The following is a 20,250-nucleotide window of genomic DNA, read 5'->3' as shown; positions in this document are numbered from 1 at the left end:
CTGGATCGCTCGGTGGGGAGGGTCTGCCGGTCGGCGGGTGTCACTGCACGTCCTGCGGGGTCACTGGACGTCCCACATGAAGCGGTGGGTGTGGATCCCGAAGTACGGGAAGCTCTCCACCGCCGTGACGCCCTCGATCGGGCGGACCACGTCGTTGATGAAGGCCAGCAGGTCGTGCGGGCGCCGGCAGACCGCCTCGGCGAAGAGGTCGAAGCTGCCGGAGGTGAGTACGGAGTAGACGATCTCCTCGTGGCGGGCGAGCTCGTCCGCCACCGTGCGCGGGTCGCCGTCCACGCGCAGGCCCAGCAGGCCCATCGCCTGGCCGCCCATCGCCATCGGATCGGTGACGCCGACGACCTGCACCACCTTGGTGTCGATCAGCCGTTGCAGCCGCTGCCGGGCGGCCGAGGGGGAGAGACCGACCTTGGGGCCGAGGTCGGCGTAGGGGATCCGTCCATCGGTCTGCAGCTCGCGCAGGATCGCGCGGTCGACATCGTCCATGGCGCAACGCTAGCGCGCATTCGAGCGGATGGCGAGACTTTGACGCTCGAATCGATTGCCGGAGCGATCGTATCGAGCGTCTCCCTGCGTCACTCGCCCCGGGTGAAGGTGCGTCGGTACTCGGTGGGTGTGGTGCCCAGGATGCGGTGGAAGTGCAGGCGCAGGTTGGTCCCCGTGCCGAGGCCCACGTCCGCGGCGATCTGTTCGACGCTGCGCTCGGAGCGCTCCAACAGCTCGCGGGCCAGGTCGATCCGGGCGCGCATCACCCACTGCATCGGCGTGTAGCCGGTGTCCTCGACGAAGCGGCGGGAGAAGGTGCGCGGGGAGACCGCGGCGTGCCGGGCCAGGTGCTCCAGGGTGAGCGGCTCGCCGAGGCGGTGCAGCGCCCACTCGCGGGTCGCGGCGAAGCGCTCGCCGACCGCCTCCGGCACGCTGCGCGGCACGTACTGCGCCTGACCGCCGCTGCGGTACGGGGCGGCGACCAGGCGGCGGGCGGCGTGGTTGGACGCCGCCACCCCGAGGTCGCGGCGCAGGATGTGCAGGCACAGGTCGATGCCGGAGGCGGCGCCGGCCGAGGTGAGCACCGTGCCCTCGTCGACGAAGAGCACGTTCTCGTCCACGTTGATCGCCGGGTACCGGGCGGCCAGCGCCCGGGTGTAGTGCCAGTGCGTGGTCGCCCGGCGGCCGTCCAGCAGGCCGGTCGCGGCGAGCGCGAACGCGCCGGTGGAGATCGCGGCCATGCGGGCCCCGCGCTCATGGGCGGTGATCAGCGCCTCGACGACGGCCGGCGGCGGGTCGTCGCGGTCGGGGAAGCGGTAGCCGGGGACGAAGACGACGTCCGCCCAGGCGAGCGCCTCCAGGCCGTGCGCCACGTGGTACGACAGGCCGTCGCCGCCCGCCACCAGGCCCGGCGCCGCGCCGCACACCCGCACCTCGTACGGCATGCTCGCGCGGGTGGTGAACACCTGCGCGGGGATCCCGACGTCCAGCGGCTTCGCCCCGTCCAGGACCAGGACGGCCACCCGGTGCAGCCGTTCCGCCGCGCGCATCTCCCCACCTCACGTCCTGTCGGTTCCGGCCCCACCGTACGCCTCGGGACGCGGGCGATCAGGGTGCGCCGTCCGTGCCGGCCTGCTCGATCTGCTGGATCAGGCGCTTGAGCTGGGCGACCTCCTCGCGCAGCGCACGGTCGCCCGCGGGGGTGAGGGAGAGCCAGGTGCGGGCGCGCCTGCCCTCGTAGCCCTTCTCGATCTCCACCAGACCGGCCTTCTCCAGGACGGACAGGTGCTGGCTGAGGTTGCCGGCGGTCAGGCCGAGCGTGGTGCGCAGGAAGCCGAACTCCACGCGGCGGGCCTGGTGCGCGACGGTGAGGATGCCGAGCCGCACGCGCTGGTGGACCACGTCGTCCAGCCCGTTGACGGGGTGCTGCTCGTGCTCGGGTGCGGTGCTCATCGGGCGGTGCGCCGTCCGTTCCGCTCGGCCAGGCCGAAGCCGAGGGCCCCCAGCAGGAGCAGGACGCCGGGTACGCCGTAGCGGGGCAGGGCCGACCACGGCGAGGTGGCCCCGATGCCCGCCCAGCCGGAGGAGAGGGGCACCAGTTCGACCGCCAGGCAGAGCGCGGCGAGCAGGAGGAGGGCGGGGCTGCGCTCCACCCGGGCCAGGACGAGGAGCGGGATCCCGACCGTCAGGGCGTTCCCCGTGAGCCGTTCCAGGAAGAGCGTCGACCCGGCGTCCGGGTCGAGGTGGAGACCCCAGAAGTCGAGCGGAGTACCGGGCTGGGGGATCCCGTGACGGGTGACCCACAACGAGGTGGCGGCGACCAGCCCGACCAGGGCGATCCCGGTGACCACGTACGGGCGGACCCGGGTGCCGACGCCGCGACGGCGGGCCCGGCGGAGGTAGAACACCGCCGTCGCGACGTACACCGCGGCGAATCCGACCGGCCAGTAGACCGGGGAGCCCTGGGAGGCCAGGGTGCAGCTGCCCCCTCCCGGGCAGGGCACCGACTCCAGGTGGAAAGTGAGGCGGCCGACCAGGACGCCGCCCAGCGTGAGCACGCCGAGCAGCAGGAGCGGGAACCAGGTGCCGCGCTGGGCGGCCCGGACCCGGCGGGTCAAGTCGCCGAGCTCGGACAGGACTTCGCGAGGCGCGCCCGAAGGCATCGATGCGTCTGTCATGCAGTCAGCTTTGCATCACAAACCATTCGGGGCAAGGGGCGGTACGGGCGGGGGCCGTCGACTACGCTGCGGTGGTGACCATCCTCGACCGCAGCCGCTGCGCCCTCGTCCTGATCGACCTGATGGAGCGGATCGCCGCCCTCCCGCTCGAACCGCGCAGCGGGGACGCGGTGGTGGCGGCATCGGCGGAGCTGGCCCGACGGTTCCGGGCGGCGGGCGCGCCCGTGATCGCGGTCCGGGTGGAACGGCCCGGCGTCGCCGAACAGCCGCCCGGCAGCGGGCTGGTGGCGGAGATCGCCGAACTCGCCGACGCGGTCGTGGTCAAGCGGACCATCGGCGCGTTCTACGGCACGGAGCTCGACGGACTGCTGCGCGCCCGGGGCGTGGAGACGGTGGTGCTGACGGGCATCGCCACCAACCTCGGCGTGGAGTCGACGGCCCGGGCGGCCGCCGACCACGGCTACGAACTGGTCTTCCCCGAGGACGCCCTCGCCGGGCTGACCGCCGCCGAGCACGAGGCGGCCGTCGCGCTCGACCTGCCGCGCTTCGGGTCGGTGGTCACCAGCGCGGAGATCGAGCTCGGCTGACCGCGGAGCCGACAGCCGGGATCCCCGCACCGCCGGTCGCCGAGCAACTGTCAGGCCCTCAGTTCCCAGTCCTGGGGGAGGTCGACCGTGAGGAGGTCCTCGACCTCGGGAGGCGGGAACGCGGGCCACGTCCTCGACACTCCGTGGCGACGGTTCAGACGGCGGTCGAGGAAGCGCTGCACCCGGGTGAGCCCGCGGGCGGCCTCTGCCGGAGTGAGGCGACCGTCCGCGAGAGCCAGCGCGTACTCGTCCAGGTCGAGCAGGCGGTAGGGCTGGTCGGGCGGGCCGACGACGACGTCGATCCACATGTCCCGCGTCTCCACCACGCCGCTGCCGACGCCGCCCCACTCGACGCCGATGAGGTCGCAGTACCACCAACCCCGCTGTTCGGGAGGGAAGATCACCGGCTGGTCGATCTGCAGGTGCTCGTCCAGCAGGACGAAAGTGCGTTGGACGTGGTCGATGCCGTCCGCGTGGAAGCCCCAGGTGTACGCGACGACGCTGCCGCGCCGGATCCCGGCGGCCGTCAGCCTGCCGTCGCGGATGACGGTCACGTGTTCGTCCGGTGCCACGGTGCACACCGTACCCGCGGGACGGGCGCAGGGCGGTGCGGTCTCCTGCTCCTGCGGCCGTCATCCGGATGGACGGCCCGGCGGGCGCCTGCGCGCAGGTCCCAGGGTTCGGCCCCGCGGCGGGGGGCGGGGTGACGCATTCGTGCCGAGCCGGCCGGGCACCCCGGCGTCCGCGAGCGCAGGGAACCTCCGTTCGTGCGCCGGGTTCCGGGGCCGTCCGGCCGACTCCGCAGCTGACGGTTCTGCTCGGTGGTCGCTGCTTCGTCGGCGCCGACGGCCTCGGGAACCTCCATGGGCACCGGCTGTTCCGGGGGGCCTCGAGCTCAGAGGCGTTCGAAGCCCCGGCGGAGTTCCCAGTCGGTGACGGCGGCGTCGTGGGCGGCGAGTTCGGTCCGTCCGGCGTGGGTGTAGTGCTGGACGACGTCCTTGCCGAACGCCTCGGTGGCGGCGGCGCTGTTCTCGAACAGGGCGACCGCGTCGCGCAGGGTCGTCGGGACGCGGGGCGCGTCGCCGGCGTACGCGTTGCCGGTGAACTCCGGCTCCAGTGCGAGCTGTTGCTCGATGCCGTGGAGTCCGGCGGCGATCAGGGCGGCGACCGCGAGGTACGGGTTGACGTCGCCGCCGGGGACGCGGTTCTCGAAGCGCAGGGACGGGCCGTGGCCGACCACGCGCAGGGCGCAGGTCCGGTTGTCGCGTCCCCAGGCGATGGCGGTCGGTGCGAAGCTGCCGTCGACGTAGCGCTTGTAGGAGTTGATGTTCGGCGCGAGGAGGAGGGAGAACTCGGCGAGGCAGGCGAGCTGTCCGGCGAGGAAGTGCTCCATGGTGCGGGAGAAGCCGTGGGGGCCGTCGCCGGGCATGACGGGCAGGCCGGCTTCGTCACGCAGGCTGAGGTGGATGTGGCAGGAGTTGCCCTCGCGCTCGTTGTACTTGGCCATGAAGGTGAGGCTCTGGCCCTCCTGGGCGGCGATCTCCTTGGCGCCGGTCTTGTAGACGGAGTGGTTGTCGCAGGTGGTGAGCGCGTCGGCGTACTTGAAGGCGATCTCGTGCTGGCCGAGGTTGCACTCGCCCTTGGCGGACTCGACGACGAGCCCGGCGCCGGCCATCTCGTTGCGCAGCCGGCGCAGCAGGGGTTCGATGCGGGCGGTGCCGAGGATGGAGTAGTCGACGTTGTACTGGTTGACCGGCGTGAGCGCCTGGTAGTTCTTCTCCCAGGCCTGCTCGTAGGTGTCGCGGAAGACGATGAATTCGAGTTCGGTGCCCACGTGCGCCGTCCAGCCGTGGCCGGCGAGACGTTCGAGCTGGCGCTTGAGGATCTGGCGGGGGGAGACGGCGACGGGCCGCCCGTCGTGGTGGGCGAGGTCGCACTGGACCATCGCGGTGGCCGGGTGCCAGGGGACCATGCGCAGGGTGGTCAGGTCGGGGACGAAGACCAGGTCGCCGTAGCCGCTGTCCCAGGAGGAGACCTCGTAGCCGTCGACGGTGTTCATGTCGATGTCGACGGCGAGGAGGTAGCCGCAGCCCTCGGCGGCGTGCGGGACGACGTCGCTGAGGAAGTAGGAGGCGGCGACGCGCTTGCCCTGCAGGCGGCCCTGCATGTCGGTGATGGCGAGCACGACGGTGTCGACGGCTCCTTCGGCGATCAGCTCGCGCAGGCGGTCGAGCGTCAGTTCGGCGGAAGGCACTGGGTACTCCGGTTCTGAGTGGCAGGGGGAGCGGCGGGGAGGGAGAACGGCGGCGGCCCGCCGTCCGGCCCGGAGGCTGGTCGGCGGGCCGTCGGTGGGGTCAGCGGCCGACCGGCTCGGGCAGCGGCTGGGCGCCGGCGCGGGCCAGGTTGCGGGGGTGCGAAGGGTTCAGGAACCACTTGCGGGCGGACAGCACCCACCACAGGGCGGCGAAGCCGAGCACCACGGCCACCGCGACCGGCGCGTAGTTGAAGTTCTTCGCGGTGATCGGGTTGACCTGGGGCAGCATGAACAGGACGGTGATCACCGTCACCCACAGCACCGCGACGACGCCGATCGGACGGCTCGCCCGGCCCAGGTGCCACGGGCCGCGCACGAACCGGTCGCCCTGCCGCAGGCGCAGGAAGGTCGGGATGACGTAGGCGATGTACAGGCCGATGGTCGCGATCGAGGTGACGGCCGCGTACGCGGTGGCGTTGATCAGGTACGGCAGGCCGAGGGCGAGCGCGCCGACCACCGCGAGCCACACGGCGTTGGTGGGCGTGCGGGTGTTCGGGTTGATGCGGTGCCAGGTCCGGCTGAAGGGCAGCGCGCCGTCCCGCGAGAAGGCGTAGATCATGCGGGAGTTGGCGGTCACCGAGGCCATGCCGCAGAACAGCTGGGCGCCGATCACGACCAGCAGGAGGGCCTTGCCGCCGGCGTCGCCCAGCGAGTCGATGAACACCTGCGCCGGGGGGACGCCGATCGCGGTGCCGAGCGTGCCGTCCCAGTCCTGGATGGCGAAGGTGAGGCCGACGATCAGCACGAAGCCGGCGATCCAGGAGGTCCAGATCGAGCGGACGATGCCGCGCGGGCCGGCCACCGCGGCGTCGTTGGTCTCCTCGGTCATGTGCGCGGAGGCGTCGTAGCCGGTGAAGGTGTACTGCGCGACCAGGAGGCTGAGCAGGCCCACGTAGAAGCCGCTCTTGAAGCCGGTGTTGTTGACGAAGTGGCCGAACACGAAGGAGGCGGACTGATGGTGGTCCGGGACGACCGCCAGCAGGCCGACGATCACCAGCACGCCCACGACGTGCCACCAGACGCTGACGCTGTTGAGCACGGCCACCAGGCGCACGCCGAAGGTGTTCAGCACGCCGTGCAGCAGCAGGACGCCGGCGAAGATCGACATGGTGTGCTCGGGCGTCACCGCGAACTCGAACTGCAGGTCCAGGTACGCGTTGAGGAAGGTCGCGGCGCCGAAGTCGATGCCCGCCGTCACGGCGACCTGGCCCAGGACGTTGAACCACCCGGTGAACCACGCCCACGCGGCGGCCGACTTCGGCGGCGCCATCTCCTTGGCCCAGAAGTACAGGCCGGCCGAGGTCGGGTAGGAGGAACACACCTCCGCCATCGCCAGACCGACGAACAGCGTCATCGCGCCGACCAGCACCCAGCCCCAGGTGAGCATCGCCGGGCCGCCGGTGTTCAGACCGAACCCGTACAGCGTCAGGCAGCCCGACAGGATCGAGATGATGGTGAAGGACACCGCGAAGTTGGAGAAGCCGGACATCCGGCGGGCCAGCACCTGGGTGTAGCCGAGCTGGGCGAGGCGTTCCTCGTCCGACAGGTGGTCGGGTTCCAGAGGCATGAGCGGGGGTCCTCTCGGGGGGAGGGCAGCGCTGAGCACTGAGCGACGGGGAAGGGGGAAGGGGAAGCGGTACGGGCGGACCGGGCCTGGCGGGCGGCGGGCCCGCGGCCGGGCTACCCGCGGCGGCGGCTCCGGGTCGCGTTCCTGGCGCGCTCCTTGTGCGTCCGGAACAGCTGCTCGGCTTCACCGCAGTACGCCCAGGGGAGCTGGGCGGCATAGGGGCCGATCTCCTCGAACACCTCGTGGGCCTCGCGGTGGCGACCGGCGAACGAGAGCGCGTGGGCGAGGTAGTTGGCGTCGTCCATGAAGTTGGCGTGCGGCGTCGGCGATCTGCGCAGCCACCAGCGGTCCAGCACCCGGTCGATGTCGGGGCACTGCATCCACGGGTGGATGGCCGACCCGGTGGAGCGCTGCGCCTGCCGGAAGCGGTAGTGCTCGGCCTGCGCCACCAGCAGCAGGACGATCAGCGGGCTGCCGTCCGGCACGCTGTGCACCTGGTCGCGCGCCCAGTCGAACATCACCGTGGTCGACCCGTGCTTGCGCGGCATCAGGTAGGCCATCACCTCGTGGTAGCCCTCGCGGTTGAGCGGGTCGCGGCGGCGGACCTCGCCCCACAGCTCCAGCAGGGTCTTCCAGTCCGGGGTGAGCGTGCGGACCACGGCCATCATCACGAGCCAGGGGGACGGGTCGCCGGGCGCCGCGTCGGCCGCGGCCAGGCAGCTGCGCCAGACGTCGTCGAGCACCGCGTCGTCGGACTGGCCCGACACGATGGCCCGAAGTGCCTTGACGTGGGCCAGCATCGCCAGCGCGTCCGGATTGGTCGGCTCGGCGGACGCCCAGGTGTCGGCCCAGCGCAGCCGGACCCCGTTGCGGGCCAGGATCTGCAGGCGGAACACCCGGCGGTCCCAGTCACGCCCGGTGGCCGCGATCAGATCCCGCGGGCCGTCCCAACGCCCCATCAGGGCGTCCTCGCAGACCGTGCGCAGGGCCTGGTCGTCCCGGGCGGGATGGTTGTCCAGCAGCGCCTCGTCGCGCCAGCTCCACCTAGGCACGAGGATCCAGTGCTTCGGGCGTGGTCGTGATCACGAGAGGTGTTCTCCGTCTGGCGTCTGGCAGGTACACGGGCGGGATGGATACGCGGAGTCAGTGTTCGGTCGCTCTGCGGGAAGAACACAACCAGAGGCACAAGCGTTCGCAATAGGGCTCACAGGGGGCACACTCGATCACTTCGGCGCTCCGGAGGCTCAGTTGGACCTTAAGGTTTAGTAAGGAAGCCCTCACGGACGGTCAAATTCGCTTACAGTCCCGGCACATGGTGAGTGACGAGGACAGCACGGTCAGTACGCGCACGCCCAACCGGCGGCTCAGTGCGCTCATCGACCAGGCCGGGCTGTCGAACAAGCAGCTCGCACGCGCCGTCCGCGAGACCGCAGCCCGCTACGGCACCAACGCCCGCTGCACCCACACCAGCGTCCAGCGCTGGCGGGACGGCCGGCGCAGCCGAGCCGTGCCGCCGGCACTGATCGCCGAGACGCTCTCGCTGGCCCTCGGCCGCGCGGTGACCCCGGCCGACATCGGCATGCCCGCCGAAGGCCGTCCGCGCTCGCCCATGGACACCGCTTTCATCGAGGCCCCCGAGGAACTCGCCGCCGCGGCCTGCCGGTTGTGGGAGGCCGACCTCGACCGGTCCGACCTGGTCCACGCCGAGCTGCCGATCGGCCTGCTCTCCGGGCCGGCACTGCACTGGCTGCTGGCGGAGGAGGCGCCACCGCTCGCGGTACCGGCACCCGGCCCCGTTCCCAGTTCCGTTCCCGGTCCCGGCCTGGAGGTCACCCAGGCCGACCTCGGCCGGCTCCGGGCCACCCTCCACGCGTTCGAACCGATCATGGCGCGCCACGGCGGGGCCGTCGCCCACCGCCCGGTCGTCCAGTACCTGCTCAGTGACCTCGGCCGACTGCTGACCGGCAGCTACACCGAGCAGGTCGGCCGCTCGCTGTTCGGCATCGCGACACAGGGCCTGCTGCTCGCCGGCACCTGCGCCCACGAATCCGGACTGTCCGGCCTCGGCCGCCGCTACCACCTGCTCGCCCTCTTCTTCGCCCACCAGGCCGACGCCCGGGCCCTGGGAGGGCGCGCGCTCGTCGCACTCGCCGGCTCCTGCCCCGCCCCCGCCGACCAGCCGGCCGTCCTCGACCTGCTGCGCGCGGCCGCGCTCGGCACCCGTTCGGAGGCCGCCCCGGTCCGCGTCGCCGTGCACACCGCCGAAGCCTGGGCCCACGCGGTCCTCCGCGACGCCGCAGCCGCCGACCGGGCGCTCGCCCAGGCCCGCCGGGCCGCCGAGGCCGACGGGGGCGTGGCCGGTAAGGGCGGAGCGGACGACTGCGCAGCGGGCGCCGGTGCCGGGACGGAGAAGGGTGTCGTCGTCGGGACGGGCGCGTTCGTCGGCGGTGGGGCGGAGGACGCTCCCGCCGGTGACGGCGCCAGGAGCCCGGTGGGAAACGGGTCCGGTGCGCGGCGCGGGAATCCGGCCGGCCGCGCCCGGATCCTCCGCGACATCGCGGAGGCGGAACTCCGCTGCCGGGTCGCCCTCGGAGACCAGGCCGCCGCGCAGCAGTGCGCACAGGAGGTGCTGGCCTCGCTCGGACCGGCGGACGCGGTCCGCACCGTGGTGGTGAACGGCCTGCTCGCCACCGCCCAGCTCCGCAGCGGCCTGACCGAGCAGGCCTGCGACACGGCGGAGCGGGCCCTGTGGCAGTCGGCCGGCCTGCAGTCGGCCGCGGTCGACGGCCGGCTCGACGCCCTGGCGGACGAGCTGGCCGCATTGGAGGACGGCGGACGGCCCGCGATCCTCGCCAAGCTCATCCGCGAACAGCTCCACCACCGCGCGCCCCGCCGGCGCGGCTCCGACCTCTGAGCGCAAGCGCGCCGCAGGCCGGGTGTCCGGCGGACGTGGTGGTGAGGTGGAGCAGGGCGCCGAGGCAGCCGAGGGTGGCCCACGCGATGGCGAGCGGGTGACGGCGGCCCGGCCCAGCGGGTTCGCCGGGAGGGCGAGTGCCCGGGCCGCCAGGCCGGTGCCTGCCGCCACGGTCGCGCCCGGTGTGAGCAACGCGGGGGCTGAGGCCTGGGTGATCCGCCATGGATCGGCCGGTGAACCGGTGCGTGCCCGGGCTCCCCCGACCTTGCCGGCCGTCGACGGTGCGGCGACGGCCGTGCCGGGCGGCGCACCGGGCCGCTGTCCTCGGGCCCGGTGGATCCGCGCACCCGTCCTCCCCGGTCCGGTCGCGCGCAAGGCTGTCGGGCGGGAAGTCGGTGTGGTGTTTGCCACCGGGATGGCCGTATTGGTGGTGAAATGTCACGCGATACGGCTTTCGTACACAGATCAGACGATCTGTGGTGGTTTGATTCGAAGGTGTGGATGGGTTGTAAGTCTTTGAATCGATGGCCGATTCGGATTTTTGCCCAGTGAAGCGAAGGTTTCGTCTTCTGTCCAATCGCCTCGGGGCGCGGAATCAGTGGCGGTTACGGTGCACGCATGGTTCAGCTCGATTCCCGTCCAAGAGCCGGCGCCGAGGTCGCCGCCGGTTCGGACGTCGCCTCCGGTGTCCGGTCCAAGGGCCTCAACAGCAACTCCGTCGGCCTGCTCGGCAACACCGTGATCGGCGTGTCCACGGTCGCGCCGGTGTACTGCCTCACCACGACGCTCGGCACAACGGTGGCTGCGGTGGGCCTGCAGATGCCCGCGCTCTTCCTCGCGGGCTTCCTGCCGATGCTGCTGGTGGCGTTCGCCTACCGGGAGCTGAACAAGGCCATCCCCGACAGCGGCACCTCCTTCACCTGGACGGTGAAGGCGTTCGGCCCGAAGGTCGGCTGGATGTGCGGCTGGGGCCTGGTGATCGCCACCGTCATCGTGCTCTCCAACCTGGCGGGCGTCGCCACCGAGTACCTCTACCTGCTGCTCGGGGAGATCACCCGCAGCGACGCGGTCGCCGCGCTCAACGACAACAAGCCGGTGCACGTCCTCACCTGCCTGGCGCTGATCGCCGTCGCGACGATGATCAGCTACCGGGGGATGACGGCCACCAAGGGCGTGCAGTACGCACTGGTCGGCCTCCAGCTCGCGGTGCTCGGACTGTTCGTGGTGCTGGCGGTCTCGAAGGCGCTCGGCGGCGGCTCGGCCGGGTCGATCGACTTCTCCTGGCAGTGGCTGAACCCGTTCGCCGTCAGCTCCTTCACCGCCTTCACCGCCGGCCTGTCGCTGTCGCTCTTCATGTACTGGGGCTGGGACGCCTGCCTGAGCGCCAACGAGGAGACCGGCGGCAGCGAGAAGACCCCCGGCCGCGCCGCGACCCTGGCCATGGCCGTGCTGGTGGGCTCGTACCTGCTCACCGCGGTCGCCGTCCAGATGTACGCCGGTGTCGGCGGGACCGGCACCGGCCTGGGCAACCCCGAGACCTCGTCCAACGTGCTCGCCGTCCTGGCCGGCCCGGTGATGGGCCCGGTGCTGGGCGTCCTGCTGTTCGTCGCGGTGCTGGCCTCCGCGTCGGCCAGCCTGCAGACCACCTTCATCCCGGTCAGCCGCACCGTCCTGGCGATGAGCGTGTACGAGGCGCTGCCCGCCTCCTTCACCGAGGTCAACGAGCGCTACCGGACCCCCGGCCGGGCGATCGTCACCGCGGGCGTCGGCACCGGCGTGTTCTACACGGTGATGACCATGGTGAGCGAGCACGTCCTCGCCGACACCATCGCCGCGCTGACCCTGATGATCTGCTTCTACTACTCGCTGACCGCGTTCGCCTGCGCCTGGTACTTCCGCCGCGAGCTGCGGCGCTCGGTCAAGGATGCCGTCCTCAAGGGCGTCTTCCCGGTCACCGGCGGTGTCGTCCTCGCGGCGATCTTCGGCAAGAGCCTGGTCGACATGTACGACCCTTCGTACGGCTCCGGCAGCTCGGTGTTCGGCGTCGGCAGCGTCTTCGTCGTCGGCGGCGGACTGCTCGCCCTCGGCCTCGTCGTGATGGCCGTCATGACCCGCCGCAGCCCGGCCTTCTTCCGCGGCGAGATCCTCACCCGCGACACCCCGGCCCTGGTCATCCCCGACTGACGGGCCTCGTGCGCATGCCGCCCCGGGGACCACGTACGGACCCCGGGGCGGTTTCGCGTTCTCAGGCGACCCAGCCGCCGGTCATCGCCTGCACGGCCGAACCGTCCAGGTCCTTCAGCTTCACCCCGGCGAAGGCGCGCGCCGCCTCGGAGGTGAGCACCCGGAAGGCCGGCCGCTCGGCCGCCAGCAGCTCGACCAGCTCGGCCGCCACCTCCTGGGAGGCCTGCGCGTTGGCGAACGCGCCGCGGGTCCGCTCCAGGTAGGCCGACAGAGCGGGGGCGTACGGCCCGGCGAGTTCCAGCGCGTTGTCCGCGAGACCCACGTTCTCGACGAACTCGCTGGCCACCGCGCCCGGCTCCACCACGCTGACTGAGACGCCGACGGTCGCCGCGACCGGTGCGAGCGACTCCATGAAGCCCTCGACTGCGAACTTGGCCGCGCAGTACGCCTCGTTGAACGGCTGGCCGATCACCCCGCCGACGCTGGTCACCGTCACCACCCGGCCGCCGCTCGCCCGCAGCAGCGGCAGCGCCGCCTTGGTGACGTGCAGCACGCCGAAGAAGTTGACCTCCATGACGGCCCGGACGTCGTCCACACCCTCCTGCTCCAGCGTGCCGACGTGCCCCGCGCCGGCGTTGTTGACCAGCGCGTCCAGCCGGTCGAGGCCGCCGAGGCAAGCCTCGACCGACGCCGGGTCGGTGACGTCGAGCGGCCGGACGTCGACGGTGACCCCGGCCTCCTCCGCGGCCGCCAGCAGCGCGCCCGCCTTGCCGGTGTCGCGCATGGTGGCGACCACGTGCCAGCCGCTCCGCGCGGCGGCCACGGCGGTGGCCAGGCCGATGCCGGAGGAGGTGCCGGTGACCAGGACGGTCTTGGTGCTCATGGCGGTGACTCCTGACTGCAGATGCTTATGGTTCATAACCAATGTCTTTCATAACTATGGGGCGAGATATTTCAGCGTGTCAAGCACCTGGGTAGGATGAGCCCCATGTCCAGCCCCACGGATGCGCTCACCACCGAGATCGTCGGCCTCTTCGCCGCCATCAACCGGCGCTACGCCCAGGAGTCCGAGGCCGCCGCCGCGACCCACGACCTCACCCCGCTCCAGGCCAAGGCGCTGCTCGCCGCCGAAGACCCCGTCCCGACCCGCCGCATCGCCGACCGGCTGCACGCCGAACCGTCCAACGTCACCGCGATCGTCGACCGGCTGCAGGCCCGCGGCCTCGTCGAACGCGGCAGCGACCCGGCCGACCGCCGCGTCAAGCGCGTCGCCGCCACCACGGCCGGCCTCGCCGTCGCCGCGGACCTCCGCGCCCGCATGCCCTTCGCCGCAGAGCCGCTGGCGGCCCTCACGGTGCAGCAGCGCGAGTCGCTGCGCGAACTGCTCCAACTGGTCCTGGAGGCGTGACGCGAGCCGCCGGCTCGGGGTGCGTGCGGGCAGGGTTGCCGATCGGTGGTCTCTCAGTCGACCGCTGCGTTCGAGCTGCTCAGAGGCCGGTGGTGTCGAGGTCGAGGTTGAACGGAGCGGGCAACCGGACCGGCGTACCGAAGGGGCGGGGGCCGTCCTCGGTCGCGTAGCCGAGGCGGCCGGGGTCGCTGAACAGCGTTCAGGTGCGGCTCTGCCGGTCGACCAGGAGGTAGAGCGGGGTGCCGTACTGGCCGTAGCGGCGGCGCTTCACGGCCCGGTCGCTGTCCGCGGTCGACGGGGAGGTGACCTCGACGACGAGCAAGGTGTGATGGGGGAGAAGCGCGCCCTCGGTGCTCGCGGCGAGGCCGGCGGGGACGACCGCGAGGCCCGGGACGTACCGGTTGGCGCTGCCGGGGAGGTCGAGGTCGCCGGAGCCGGCGACCAGGCCGAGGGCGGCCAGGCGTGCGGCCAGTCCCCGTCGGAGGGAGGCGATGGCTGCCTCGTGCGCCCAGGACCGGGAGACGGGGGTGGCGACGCCCTCGACGAGTTCGGTCCGGGGTGGGCCGTGGTCATCTGCGGGTCTCCTCGGTGCTGGTCGCGGTCGGGGCCGATGCCGTGTTGTCAACGAGCACCGGCCCCGGGTGGGACGGGTTCCGCGGATCAGGAAGCGGTGGTGGCCTCCAGGGGGCTGAGGGTGGCGGCGCGGTGGGCCGGGAGGGTGGCGGCGAGGGCGCCGATCGCGGGGGCGGCGAGGGCGACGAGCAGGAGGGTGCCCCAGGGGAAGGCGAGGGTGTAGCCGGGGACGGCGCCGTTGGCGAGCGCGCCGACCGACCGGGCGGAGACGAGCCCGGCGGCGAGGCCGAGCAGGGTGCCGAACACGGCGACGGTGACCGCCTCCAGACGTACCGTGCGGCGGACGGTGGCGCGGTCCGTGCCGAGGGCGCGCAGGACGCCGAGCTCGCGGGTGCGTTCGGCGACGGAGACGGCGAGGGTGTTGGCGAGGCCGAGCGCGGAGATCACCGCACCGAGGACGAGCAGCCCGTACATCAGGGTGAGCAGGTCGCCGAGGGTGCCGGCCGCTTCGCGGACCAGCTCGCCGCGGCCCTGGACCTTCAGCAGCGGGTTGTCGCCGACGGCGGTGCGCAACTGCCGGTCGGTGGTGCCGTCGGTGCGGAGCAGGATCCGCTGGACGGAGCCGGGCAGGTAGGCGTCGCGCTGGACGTCGGCGCGGGCGGCGAGGGCGTCCTGGGCGGTGGGGTTGTCCCGGTAGACGGCGACGACGGTGTACGCGGTGGGCTGCCGGTTCTGCCCGAGGGCGGCGGTGACCCGGCTGCCGGTGGTGAGGCCGCTCTCCCGGGCGACGGTGGTGGAGACGGCGATCCGGCCCGGCCCGAGGTCGGCGGTGGAGCCGCTGGTGACATCGAGCGTCATGACGTCCGACAGGCCGTTCGGTTCGACGCCGGAGACGGTGCGGACGTGGCCGCCGATGACGAGGGTGGAGTCGGCGACGGCGGCGGCCGTCCGGACGCCGGGGGTGCCGGCGACGCGGCGGACGGTGTCGGAGTCGATGCCGGTGGTGCGGCTGCCGGTGCTGACCACGTGGTCCGCGCCGAGGCCCGCGGCGGCCTGCCGGTCCAGGGCCCGGCCGGTGGAGTGGCCGACGACGGCGAGGCCGCTGACCAGGGCCGTGCTGATCAGCAACGTGGCGGCCGTGGCGGCGGTGCGCCGCGGGTCGCGCAGCGCGTTCTGCGCGGCGAGGCGACCGGCGATGCCGAGGCGGTCGGTGAGCCGTCCGATCAGGCGGATCACCGGGACGGCGAGCAGCGGAGCCAGGGCGATCAGCGCGGTGACGAGCAGCCCGCAGCCGAGCAGGGCGGTGCGCAGGTTCGCCTCGGACGCGTCCTCGGCGTGGCCGAGCGGAACGAGCAGGCAGGCGGAGAGGACGAGCAGCACGGCACCCGCGAGGGCGCGCAGCCGGTGGCCGGTGGCGGGCGGCTGATGGTCCGTCCGCAGGGCCTCGACCGGTGCGACGCGGGCGGCTCGGCGGGCGGGCAGCCACGCGGCCAGGACGGTGACGCCCACACCCACGGCCAGGGCGGCCGCGACCGGGCGCGGTCCGAGGACGAGCGGGCTGTGCGGCAGCGGGGCGCCGCCGGTGGCGAGCAGGTCGGGCAGGACGGCGGCGATGCCGAGACCCAGCAGGTACCCGGCGGCCGAGGCGAGCAGCCCGGTCAGCGATGCCTCGGCGAGGACCGAGCGGACCACCTGGCCGCGGGTCGCGCCGATCGCGCGGAGCAGGGCGGTCTCCCGGGCGCGCCGGGTGACCAGCATGCTGAAGGTGTTGACGACCAGGAACGAGCCGATGAACAGTGCGACCCCGGCGAACACCAGCGGCATCTTCCGGTACCCGCGCGTCAGGGTGTCGACGTACACCGCCTGCTGGGCGGCTCGGGCGGCGGCGGTGGTGACCTCGGCGCGGTCGGGCGGGAGGAGGGAGCCGATCCGCTGGGCGAGTTCGGTCTCGGAGGTGCCGGGGGTGGCCGACAGGTCGATCGAGGTGTAGCGGCCGGGCGCGGAGAACAGCCGCTGGGCGGTCGCCCGGTCGAACAGGACGAGGGTGCCGCCGGCGGTGACCCGGCTGTCCCGGGTGGTGACGATGCCGACCAGGTGCTTGTGCAGGACCGGGCCGTCCGTGGCGAGGGAGACCGTGTCGCCGAGGCGGAAGCCGCCGGCGTCGGCGGTGCCCCGGTCGACGGCGATCTCGTCGGCGCCGGCGGGGGCACGGCCCTCGGCGGGGCGTCCGGCGTCGGGCGGGTAGGCGGCGGCGAGGTTCGCGCCGGCACGGACGCGGAGCGGTGAGCCGTCGGCCTTGGCGAGGACGGCGGTGCCGTCGACGGCGGGGCGGACGGAGGCGACACCCGGGACGGTCGCGAGGCGGTGCGCGAGCGCGTCGTCGAGGACGCTGTCCGGGCCGGTCGCGTTGACAGTGACCGCGATGCCGGCGAAGTCCCGGGTGGCGGCGGCGCGGTGGGCGGCGGCAGCGGACTCGGCGAACACCAGCGTGCCGGAGACGAACGCGACGCCCAGGCAGACGGCGAGGACGGTCATCAGCAGACGGGACCTGTGAGCGAGGACGTTGCGCAGGGCGACAGTGCGGAGCATGGGCGGCTTTCGGGAGGTGAGGGCGGTCGCGCGGGCGGGTGACGCAGGCAGACGGCGTTGCCGGACGCGTGCGCCGTGGGACCGTCGGGTGGGCAGTCGGCGTGAACCGGCCGTAGGCGGTGGGTGGCGAACGGGGAGTGAGCCGGTCGTGAAGGGCCGGGTCGGACGGGACGTCAGCCGATGGTGCGCATCGCGTCCAGTACCCGGTCCGGGGTGGGAGCGGCGAGCTCGTCGACGACGCGGCCGTCGGAGAGCAGCACCACGCGATCCGCGTAGCCGGCGGCGATCGGGTCGTGGGTCACCATCACCACCGTGCGGCCCAACTCGCGGACCGAGCCCCGGAGGAAGCCGAGGACCTCGGCGCCCGAGCGCGAGTCGAGATTGCCGGTCGGCTCGTCGGCGAAGACCACCGCGGGCTGCGAAACCAGCGCCCGGGCCACCGCGACGCGCTGCTGCTGGCCGCCGGACAGCTGCGCCGGCCGGTGGCCGAGGCGATCGCCGAGCCCGACGACGGCCACCACCCGCTCCAGCCACTGCGGATCCGGACGGCGGCCGGCCAGGGACAGCGGAAGCGTGATGTTCTCCAGCGCGCTGAGCGTCGGGAGGAGGTTGAACGCCTGGAAGACGAAGCCGATCCGTTCGCGGCGCAGCCGGGTGAGCCGGCGGTCGGACAGCGAGCCGAGTTCGGTGGTGCCGATCCGGACCGACCCGGAGGACGGCGTGTCCAGCCCGGCGGCGCAGTGCAGCAGCGTGGACTTCCCGCACCCCGACGGGCCCATGATCGCGGTGAACTCGCCCTCCCGGAACCCGACACTCACCCGGTCGAGAGCGGTCACCTGGGCGTCGCCGCTGCCGTGGACCTTGGTCAGGTCGGTGACGGTGACCGCGAAGGGCGAGGCGGCGGGCAGCGGGAGGGGGACGGCGGTGGTCACGGAGACTCCTCTTCGACAGGTGCGGATACCACTCGAAGGGTGTCGGGGGCGTGTATCGGAACCCCGCGCCGCTGTGTATCGGCCGGGGCTCAGCCGCACATCAGTCGCGCGGCGGCCGTCCCGCACCCGGTGGGACAACCGTCCGGGCAGCCGTTCGGGCCGGACCGGTGGACCGGCGGAGCCTGCCGGGACCGCGCGGTAGGGTCGCGCCGGAGGCGGTCCGGGCGAACGGGCTGCCAGGTCGTACGGGAGACCCGATGATCGGATGGCGCCGGTTCGAGCGGCACGAGGCTGCGCTCGAATACTGGGAGATCCGTCAGGAGGGGATCCGCTGCTTCCTCCGGTGGGGATCCGACCGGAGACCGGTCAAGGGGAGCACGTCGATCCTCGACGACGAGGAGCAGGCGCGGCGGCACGCAGCCCGCAAGATCGACGAACGTCTCCGCAAGGGCTTCCTCGAAGTCGCCCCTCCTCGCGACCCGGCGGAGGCCGATGCCGACACGCCGGTCCTGGATGTCCTCACCAGGGCTGCCGGCCCCCACGCGCCCGCTCCCGAGTACCTGCCGGTCGACGGCTTCGAGCAGGTCTACCGCCGTACGCATGCGCCCGACCACCCGCTGGGCTTCCACGAGTACTGCCTGCTGCGGGAGAACGGGCGCAGCGCGGTCCGCTTCGCCGTGCGAGCGAGCACCCACCGGGCCGAGACGGTGGTTCCCTTCCTCGCATTCCTGGACTCCCGGCGTGACCTGGCCTTCGACGGCAGTTCCCACCACAAGGTGCGCCTCCCCGACCCGGTCGGGCCGTTCGGCCATGCGCTGTTCTGCTCGCCGGCGCTGGGGCGGGCCTACGCGGCCTACCCGGCGGTGGCTGCCCGGGTGGCGACGGCCTTTCCGATCTTCGACTGCGAGATCGGGGACCAGGACCGGGAGGTGCTGGTCGACGCCCGCATCCACGGGCACGGTGCGCTGCCCTACAGCGACTGGGCTCGCGAGCCGCACCCCGTGGTGGACCTCCGCTTCGACGTCCAGCCGTCGTTCTACCGGCGGACACCGACGTTCAAGGTGTTCGGCCCGGTCGACCTCGAGCGGCTCATCGACGCGCTGTCGCAGGCGTCACCGCAGAGCTGGCTGGAGACGAGGTCCTTCCGAGGCGAGATCATGCGCTTCACCCCCGGCGCCGCCCCGCCGTTCGCCGAGGTGATGTCCCTCCTGACCGGCTGGGCGATGCCGCGGTAGTGGTCGCGTCCACCTGCACGACGGTGGCGAGGCTATTCGGGGAGGTGGAGGGTGGCGAGGGCGCCGCCGGTCGGGGCGTTGGTGAGGCGGAGGTCGGCGCCGAGGAGGTCGGCCTGGGCGAGGGCGATGGTGAGGCCGAGGCCGTGGCCGGTGCCGCGGGCGGGGGTGCCGGTGTGGAAGCGGCGCGGGCCGTCGCGCAGCAGGTCGGCGGGGAAACCGGGGCCGTGGTCGCGGACCTCGACGGTGCGGTCCGTGACGGTGACGCGGACGGGCGCGGCGCCGTGCCGGTGGGCGTTGAGGACGAGGTTGGTGACGATCCGTTCGAGTCGGCGCGGGTCGGTCTCCACGGTGTCGGAGGTCGCGGCGGTGTCGAGTTCGGTGTCCAGGCCGGTGCGGGCGAGCGCCTCGGCGACGACGGCGCCGAGCGGTACGCGGGCGCGGACCGGCTGCTCGGAGCCGGCGTCGAGGCGGGAGATCTCCAGCAGGTCCTCGACCAGGGCGCGCAGGTCGCGGACGCGGGCGCGCAGCAGGTCCTCGGTCTCGCCGGGTGGCAGCAGGTCGGCGGCGACGAGCAGGCCGCCGACGGGGGTGCGCAGTTCGTGGGCCACGTCGGCGGTGAACCGGCGTTCGGTGCGCAGGCGGTGGGAGAGGCTGTCGGCCATCTTGTCGACGGTGGCGGCGATGTCGGTGACCTCGTCGCGGCCGCCGACCTGGCCGGTGCGGGCGTCGAGGTCGCCGGCCGAGATGAGGAGGGCGGTCTCCGAGACGTGCCGCAGGCGGCGGGCGAGGAGTCCGGCGCCGTACGCGGCGAGCGGGACGGCAACGGCGAGCGCGAGCAGGGAGGCCACCGCCATGGCGAGGTCGAGGCGGGGCAGGTCGGAGAGTTCCGGGCCGAGGTTGACCTGGACGGCGAGGACGGGGCTGCCCGGTCCGCCGGTGCGCTGGGCGGCCCAGACGGTGGGGCCGGCGTTGCCCTCCACCCGACTGTCGTACGCGGTGTGCCGGTTGCCGTCGGCGGGGTCGCGGAGCGCGGCGGGCAGGTCGGGCGGGTCGAGTTCGGCGCCGTCGGCGAGGGTGCCGGTGCGGCGGTAGACGTCCATGGCGGAGTAGACGGTGTTGAAGGCGCGCGCTTCGGCGCGGCTGCGGATGTCGTGCGCGGTCCACAGGTGGACGAGCACGCCGACCGCCGCCGCGACCAGGCAGGCGGTGGCGGCGGCCAGGGCGGCGATCTTCCAGCGGAGCGAGGCACGGGCGGGGCGGCGCATGCGG

General features: G+C 73.1%; 18 protein-coding genes. 5 read left to right on the top strand and 13 right to left on the bottom strand.

Features of this window, described 5'->3' with window-relative positions; genetic code table 11:
* Positions 1-60 precede the first annotated feature (60 nt).
* From ABEB06_RS06680 to ABEB06_RS06665, 4 genes are all read right to left on the bottom strand, one after another.
* A complete protein-coding gene (locus ABEB06_RS06680; RefSeq protein ID WP_345695859.1) occupies positions 61-501 on the bottom strand; it encodes an Lrp/AsnC family transcriptional regulator in 441 nt (146 codons plus the stop codon).
* 89 nt (positions 502-590) lie between these two features.
* Positions 591-1,550 carry a GlxA family transcriptional regulator gene (locus tag ABEB06_RS06675; RefSeq protein WP_345695858.1) on the bottom strand — a complete coding sequence of 320 codons (960 nt, stop codon included), beginning with the start codon at positions 1,548-1,550 and terminating at the stop codon, positions 591-593.
* A gap of 58 nt (positions 1,551-1,608) precedes the next feature.
* A complete protein-coding gene (locus ABEB06_RS06670; RefSeq protein ID WP_345695857.1) occupies positions 1,609-1,953 on the bottom strand; it encodes a winged helix-turn-helix domain-containing protein in 345 nt (114 codons plus the stop codon).
* Complete coding sequence (locus tag ABEB06_RS06665) at positions 1,950-2,678, bottom strand: hypothetical protein (RefSeq protein WP_345695856.1); 729 nt, start codon at positions 2,676-2,678, stop codon at positions 1,950-1,952. Before ABEB06_RS06665 ends, ABEB06_RS06670 begins: the two co-directional genes overlap by 4 nt.
* An 80-nt stretch (positions 2,679-2,758) precedes the next feature.
* Between ABEB06_RS06665 and ABEB06_RS06660 the strand changes: the two genes are divergently transcribed.
* A complete protein-coding gene (locus ABEB06_RS06660; protein WP_345701756.1) occupies positions 2,759-3,265 on the top strand; it encodes an isochorismatase family protein in 507 nt (168 codons plus the stop codon).
* 50 nt (positions 3,266-3,315) lie between these two features.
* Here the strand turns inward: ABEB06_RS06660 and ABEB06_RS06655 are convergent, their stop codons facing one another.
* The 4 genes from ABEB06_RS06655 to ABEB06_RS06640 all read right to left on the bottom strand — a co-directional run bounded on the left by ABEB06_RS06655 (position 3,316) and on the right by ABEB06_RS06640 (position 8,198).
* Positions 3,316-3,837 carry a DUF402 domain-containing protein gene (locus ABEB06_RS06655; RefSeq protein WP_345695855.1) on the bottom strand — a complete coding sequence of 174 codons (522 nt, stop codon included), beginning with the start codon at positions 3,835-3,837 and terminating at the stop codon, positions 3,316-3,318.
* A gap of 323 nt (positions 3,838-4,160) precedes the next feature.
* The gene (locus tag ABEB06_RS06650; RefSeq protein WP_345695854.1) at positions 4,161-5,519 is read right to left on the bottom strand and encodes a glutamine synthetase family protein; all 1,359 of its coding nucleotides are present in this window, start codon (positions 5,517-5,519) and stop codon (positions 4,161-4,163) included.
* A gap of 100 nt (positions 5,520-5,619) precedes the next feature.
* Positions 5,620-7,146: an amino acid permease gene (locus tag ABEB06_RS06645; protein ID WP_345695853.1), complete on the bottom strand. Its 1,527-nt coding sequence runs from the start codon at positions 7,144-7,146 to the stop codon at positions 5,620-5,622.
* 113 nt (positions 7,147-7,259) lie between these two features.
* On the bottom strand, positions 7,260-8,198 hold the full coding sequence (locus tag ABEB06_RS06640) for a hypothetical protein (protein WP_345695852.1): 939 nt from the start codon (positions 8,196-8,198) through the stop codon (positions 7,260-7,262).
* A gap of 260 nt (positions 8,199-8,458) precedes the next feature.
* Between ABEB06_RS06640 and ABEB06_RS06635 the strand changes: the two genes are divergently transcribed.
* Positions 8,459-10,060 (top strand): NsdA family TPR-like regulatory protein, encoded by a 1,602-nt coding sequence (locus ABEB06_RS06635; protein ID WP_345695851.1) that lies wholly within the window; start codon positions 8,459-8,461, stop codon positions 10,058-10,060.
* Positions 10,061-10,678: 618 nt separating this feature from the next.
* Entirely contained in the window at positions 10,679-12,244 is a 1,566-nt protein-coding gene (locus ABEB06_RS06630; RefSeq protein WP_345695850.1) for an APC family permease, read from the top strand.
* 61 nt (positions 12,245-12,305) lie between these two features.
* Here ABEB06_RS06630 and ABEB06_RS06625 read toward each other — a convergent pair whose 3' ends face one another.
* Positions 12,306-13,127 carry an SDR family NAD(P)-dependent oxidoreductase gene (locus ABEB06_RS06625; protein WP_345695849.1) on the bottom strand — a complete coding sequence of 274 codons (822 nt, stop codon included), beginning with the start codon at positions 13,125-13,127 and terminating at the stop codon, positions 12,306-12,308.
* 105 nt (positions 13,128-13,232) lie between these two features.
* Between ABEB06_RS06625 and ABEB06_RS06620 the strand changes: the two genes are divergently transcribed.
* Positions 13,233-13,652 (top strand): MarR family winged helix-turn-helix transcriptional regulator, encoded by a 420-nt coding sequence (locus tag ABEB06_RS06620; RefSeq protein WP_345695848.1) that lies wholly within the window; start codon positions 13,233-13,235, stop codon positions 13,650-13,652.
* 199 nt (positions 13,653-13,851) lie between these two features.
* Here the strand turns inward: ABEB06_RS06620 and ABEB06_RS06615 are convergent, their stop codons facing one another.
* From ABEB06_RS06615 to ABEB06_RS06605, 3 genes are all read right to left on the bottom strand, one after another.
* Entirely contained in the window at positions 13,852-14,277 is a 426-nt protein-coding gene (locus ABEB06_RS06615) for a Uma2 family endonuclease (RefSeq protein WP_345695847.1), read from the bottom strand.
* 35 nt (positions 14,278-14,312) lie between these two features.
* Positions 14,313-16,814 (bottom strand): ABC transporter permease, encoded by a 2,502-nt coding sequence (locus ABEB06_RS06610; RefSeq protein ID WP_345695846.1) that lies wholly within the window; start codon positions 16,812-16,814, stop codon positions 14,313-14,315.
* A 173-nt stretch (positions 16,815-16,987) separates the two neighbouring features.
* Positions 16,988-17,722, bottom strand: a complete 735-nt coding sequence (locus ABEB06_RS06605) for an ABC transporter ATP-binding protein (protein ID WP_345701755.1) — start codon at positions 17,720-17,722, stop codon at positions 16,988-16,990.
* Positions 17,723-18,003: 281 nt separating this feature from the next.
* Between ABEB06_RS06605 and ABEB06_RS06600 the strand changes: the two genes are divergently transcribed.
* Positions 18,004-18,981, top strand: coding sequence for a WGR domain-containing protein (locus tag ABEB06_RS06600; protein ID WP_345695845.1), 978 nt, complete (start codon positions 18,004-18,006; stop codon positions 18,979-18,981).
* Positions 18,982-19,013: 32 nt separating this feature from the next.
* Here the strand turns inward: ABEB06_RS06600 and ABEB06_RS06595 are convergent, their stop codons facing one another.
* Positions 19,014-20,246, bottom strand: a complete 1,233-nt coding sequence (locus ABEB06_RS06595; protein ID WP_345695844.1) for a sensor histidine kinase — start codon at positions 20,244-20,246, stop codon at positions 19,014-19,016.
* Between the last annotated feature and the right edge of the window lie 4 nt (positions 20,247-20,250).

The organism is Kitasatospora terrestris (genome assembly GCF_039542905.1).
GTDB lineage: Bacteria > Actinomycetota > Actinomycetes > Streptomycetales > Streptomycetaceae > Kitasatospora > Kitasatospora terrestris.
This window is presented reverse-complemented; position numbering and strand designations above follow the sequence as displayed.

What these genes read in the sequence shown, in the direction of transcription:
- ABEB06_RS06670 (WP_345695857.1), bottom strand. Translation starts at nt 1,953, where the DNA reads ATGAGCACCGCACCCGAGCACGAGCAGCACCCCGTCAACGGGCTGGAC.
- ABEB06_RS06675 (WP_345695858.1), bottom strand. Translation starts at nt 1,550, where the DNA reads ATGCGCGCGGCGGAACGGCTGCACCGGGTGGCCGTCCTGGTCCTGGAC.
- ABEB06_RS06665 (WP_345695856.1), bottom strand. Translation starts at nt 2,678, where the DNA reads ATGACAGACGCATCGATGCCTTCGGGCGCGCCTCGCGAAGTCCTGTCC.
- ABEB06_RS06610 (WP_345695846.1), bottom strand. Translation starts at nt 16,814, where the DNA reads ATGCTCCGCACTGTCGCCCTGCGCAACGTCCTCGCTCACAGGTCCCGT.
- ABEB06_RS06680 (WP_345695859.1), bottom strand. Translation starts at nt 501, where the DNA reads ATGGACGATGTCGACCGCGCGATCCTGCGCGAGCTGCAGACCGATGGA.
- ABEB06_RS06600 (WP_345695845.1), top strand. Translation starts at nt 18,004, where the DNA reads ATGATCGGATGGCGCCGGTTCGAGCGGCACGAGGCTGCGCTCGAATAC.
- ABEB06_RS06630 (WP_345695850.1), top strand. Translation starts at nt 10,679, where the DNA reads ATGGTTCAGCTCGATTCCCGTCCAAGAGCCGGCGCCGAGGTCGCCGCC.
- ABEB06_RS06625 (WP_345695849.1), bottom strand. Translation starts at nt 13,127, where the DNA reads ATGAGCACCAAGACCGTCCTGGTCACCGGCACCTCCTCCGGCATCGGC.
- ABEB06_RS06645 (WP_345695853.1), bottom strand. Translation starts at nt 7,146, where the DNA reads ATGCCTCTGGAACCCGACCACCTGTCGGACGAGGAACGCCTCGCCCAG.
- ABEB06_RS06635 (WP_345695851.1), top strand. Translation starts at nt 8,459, where the DNA reads ATGGTGAGTGACGAGGACAGCACGGTCAGTACGCGCACGCCCAACCGG.
- ABEB06_RS06620 (WP_345695848.1), top strand. Translation starts at nt 13,233, where the DNA reads ATGTCCAGCCCCACGGATGCGCTCACCACCGAGATCGTCGGCCTCTTC.
- ABEB06_RS06595 (WP_345695844.1), bottom strand. Translation starts at nt 20,246, where the DNA reads ATGCGCCGCCCCGCCCGTGCCTCGCTCCGCTGGAAGATCGCCGCCCTG.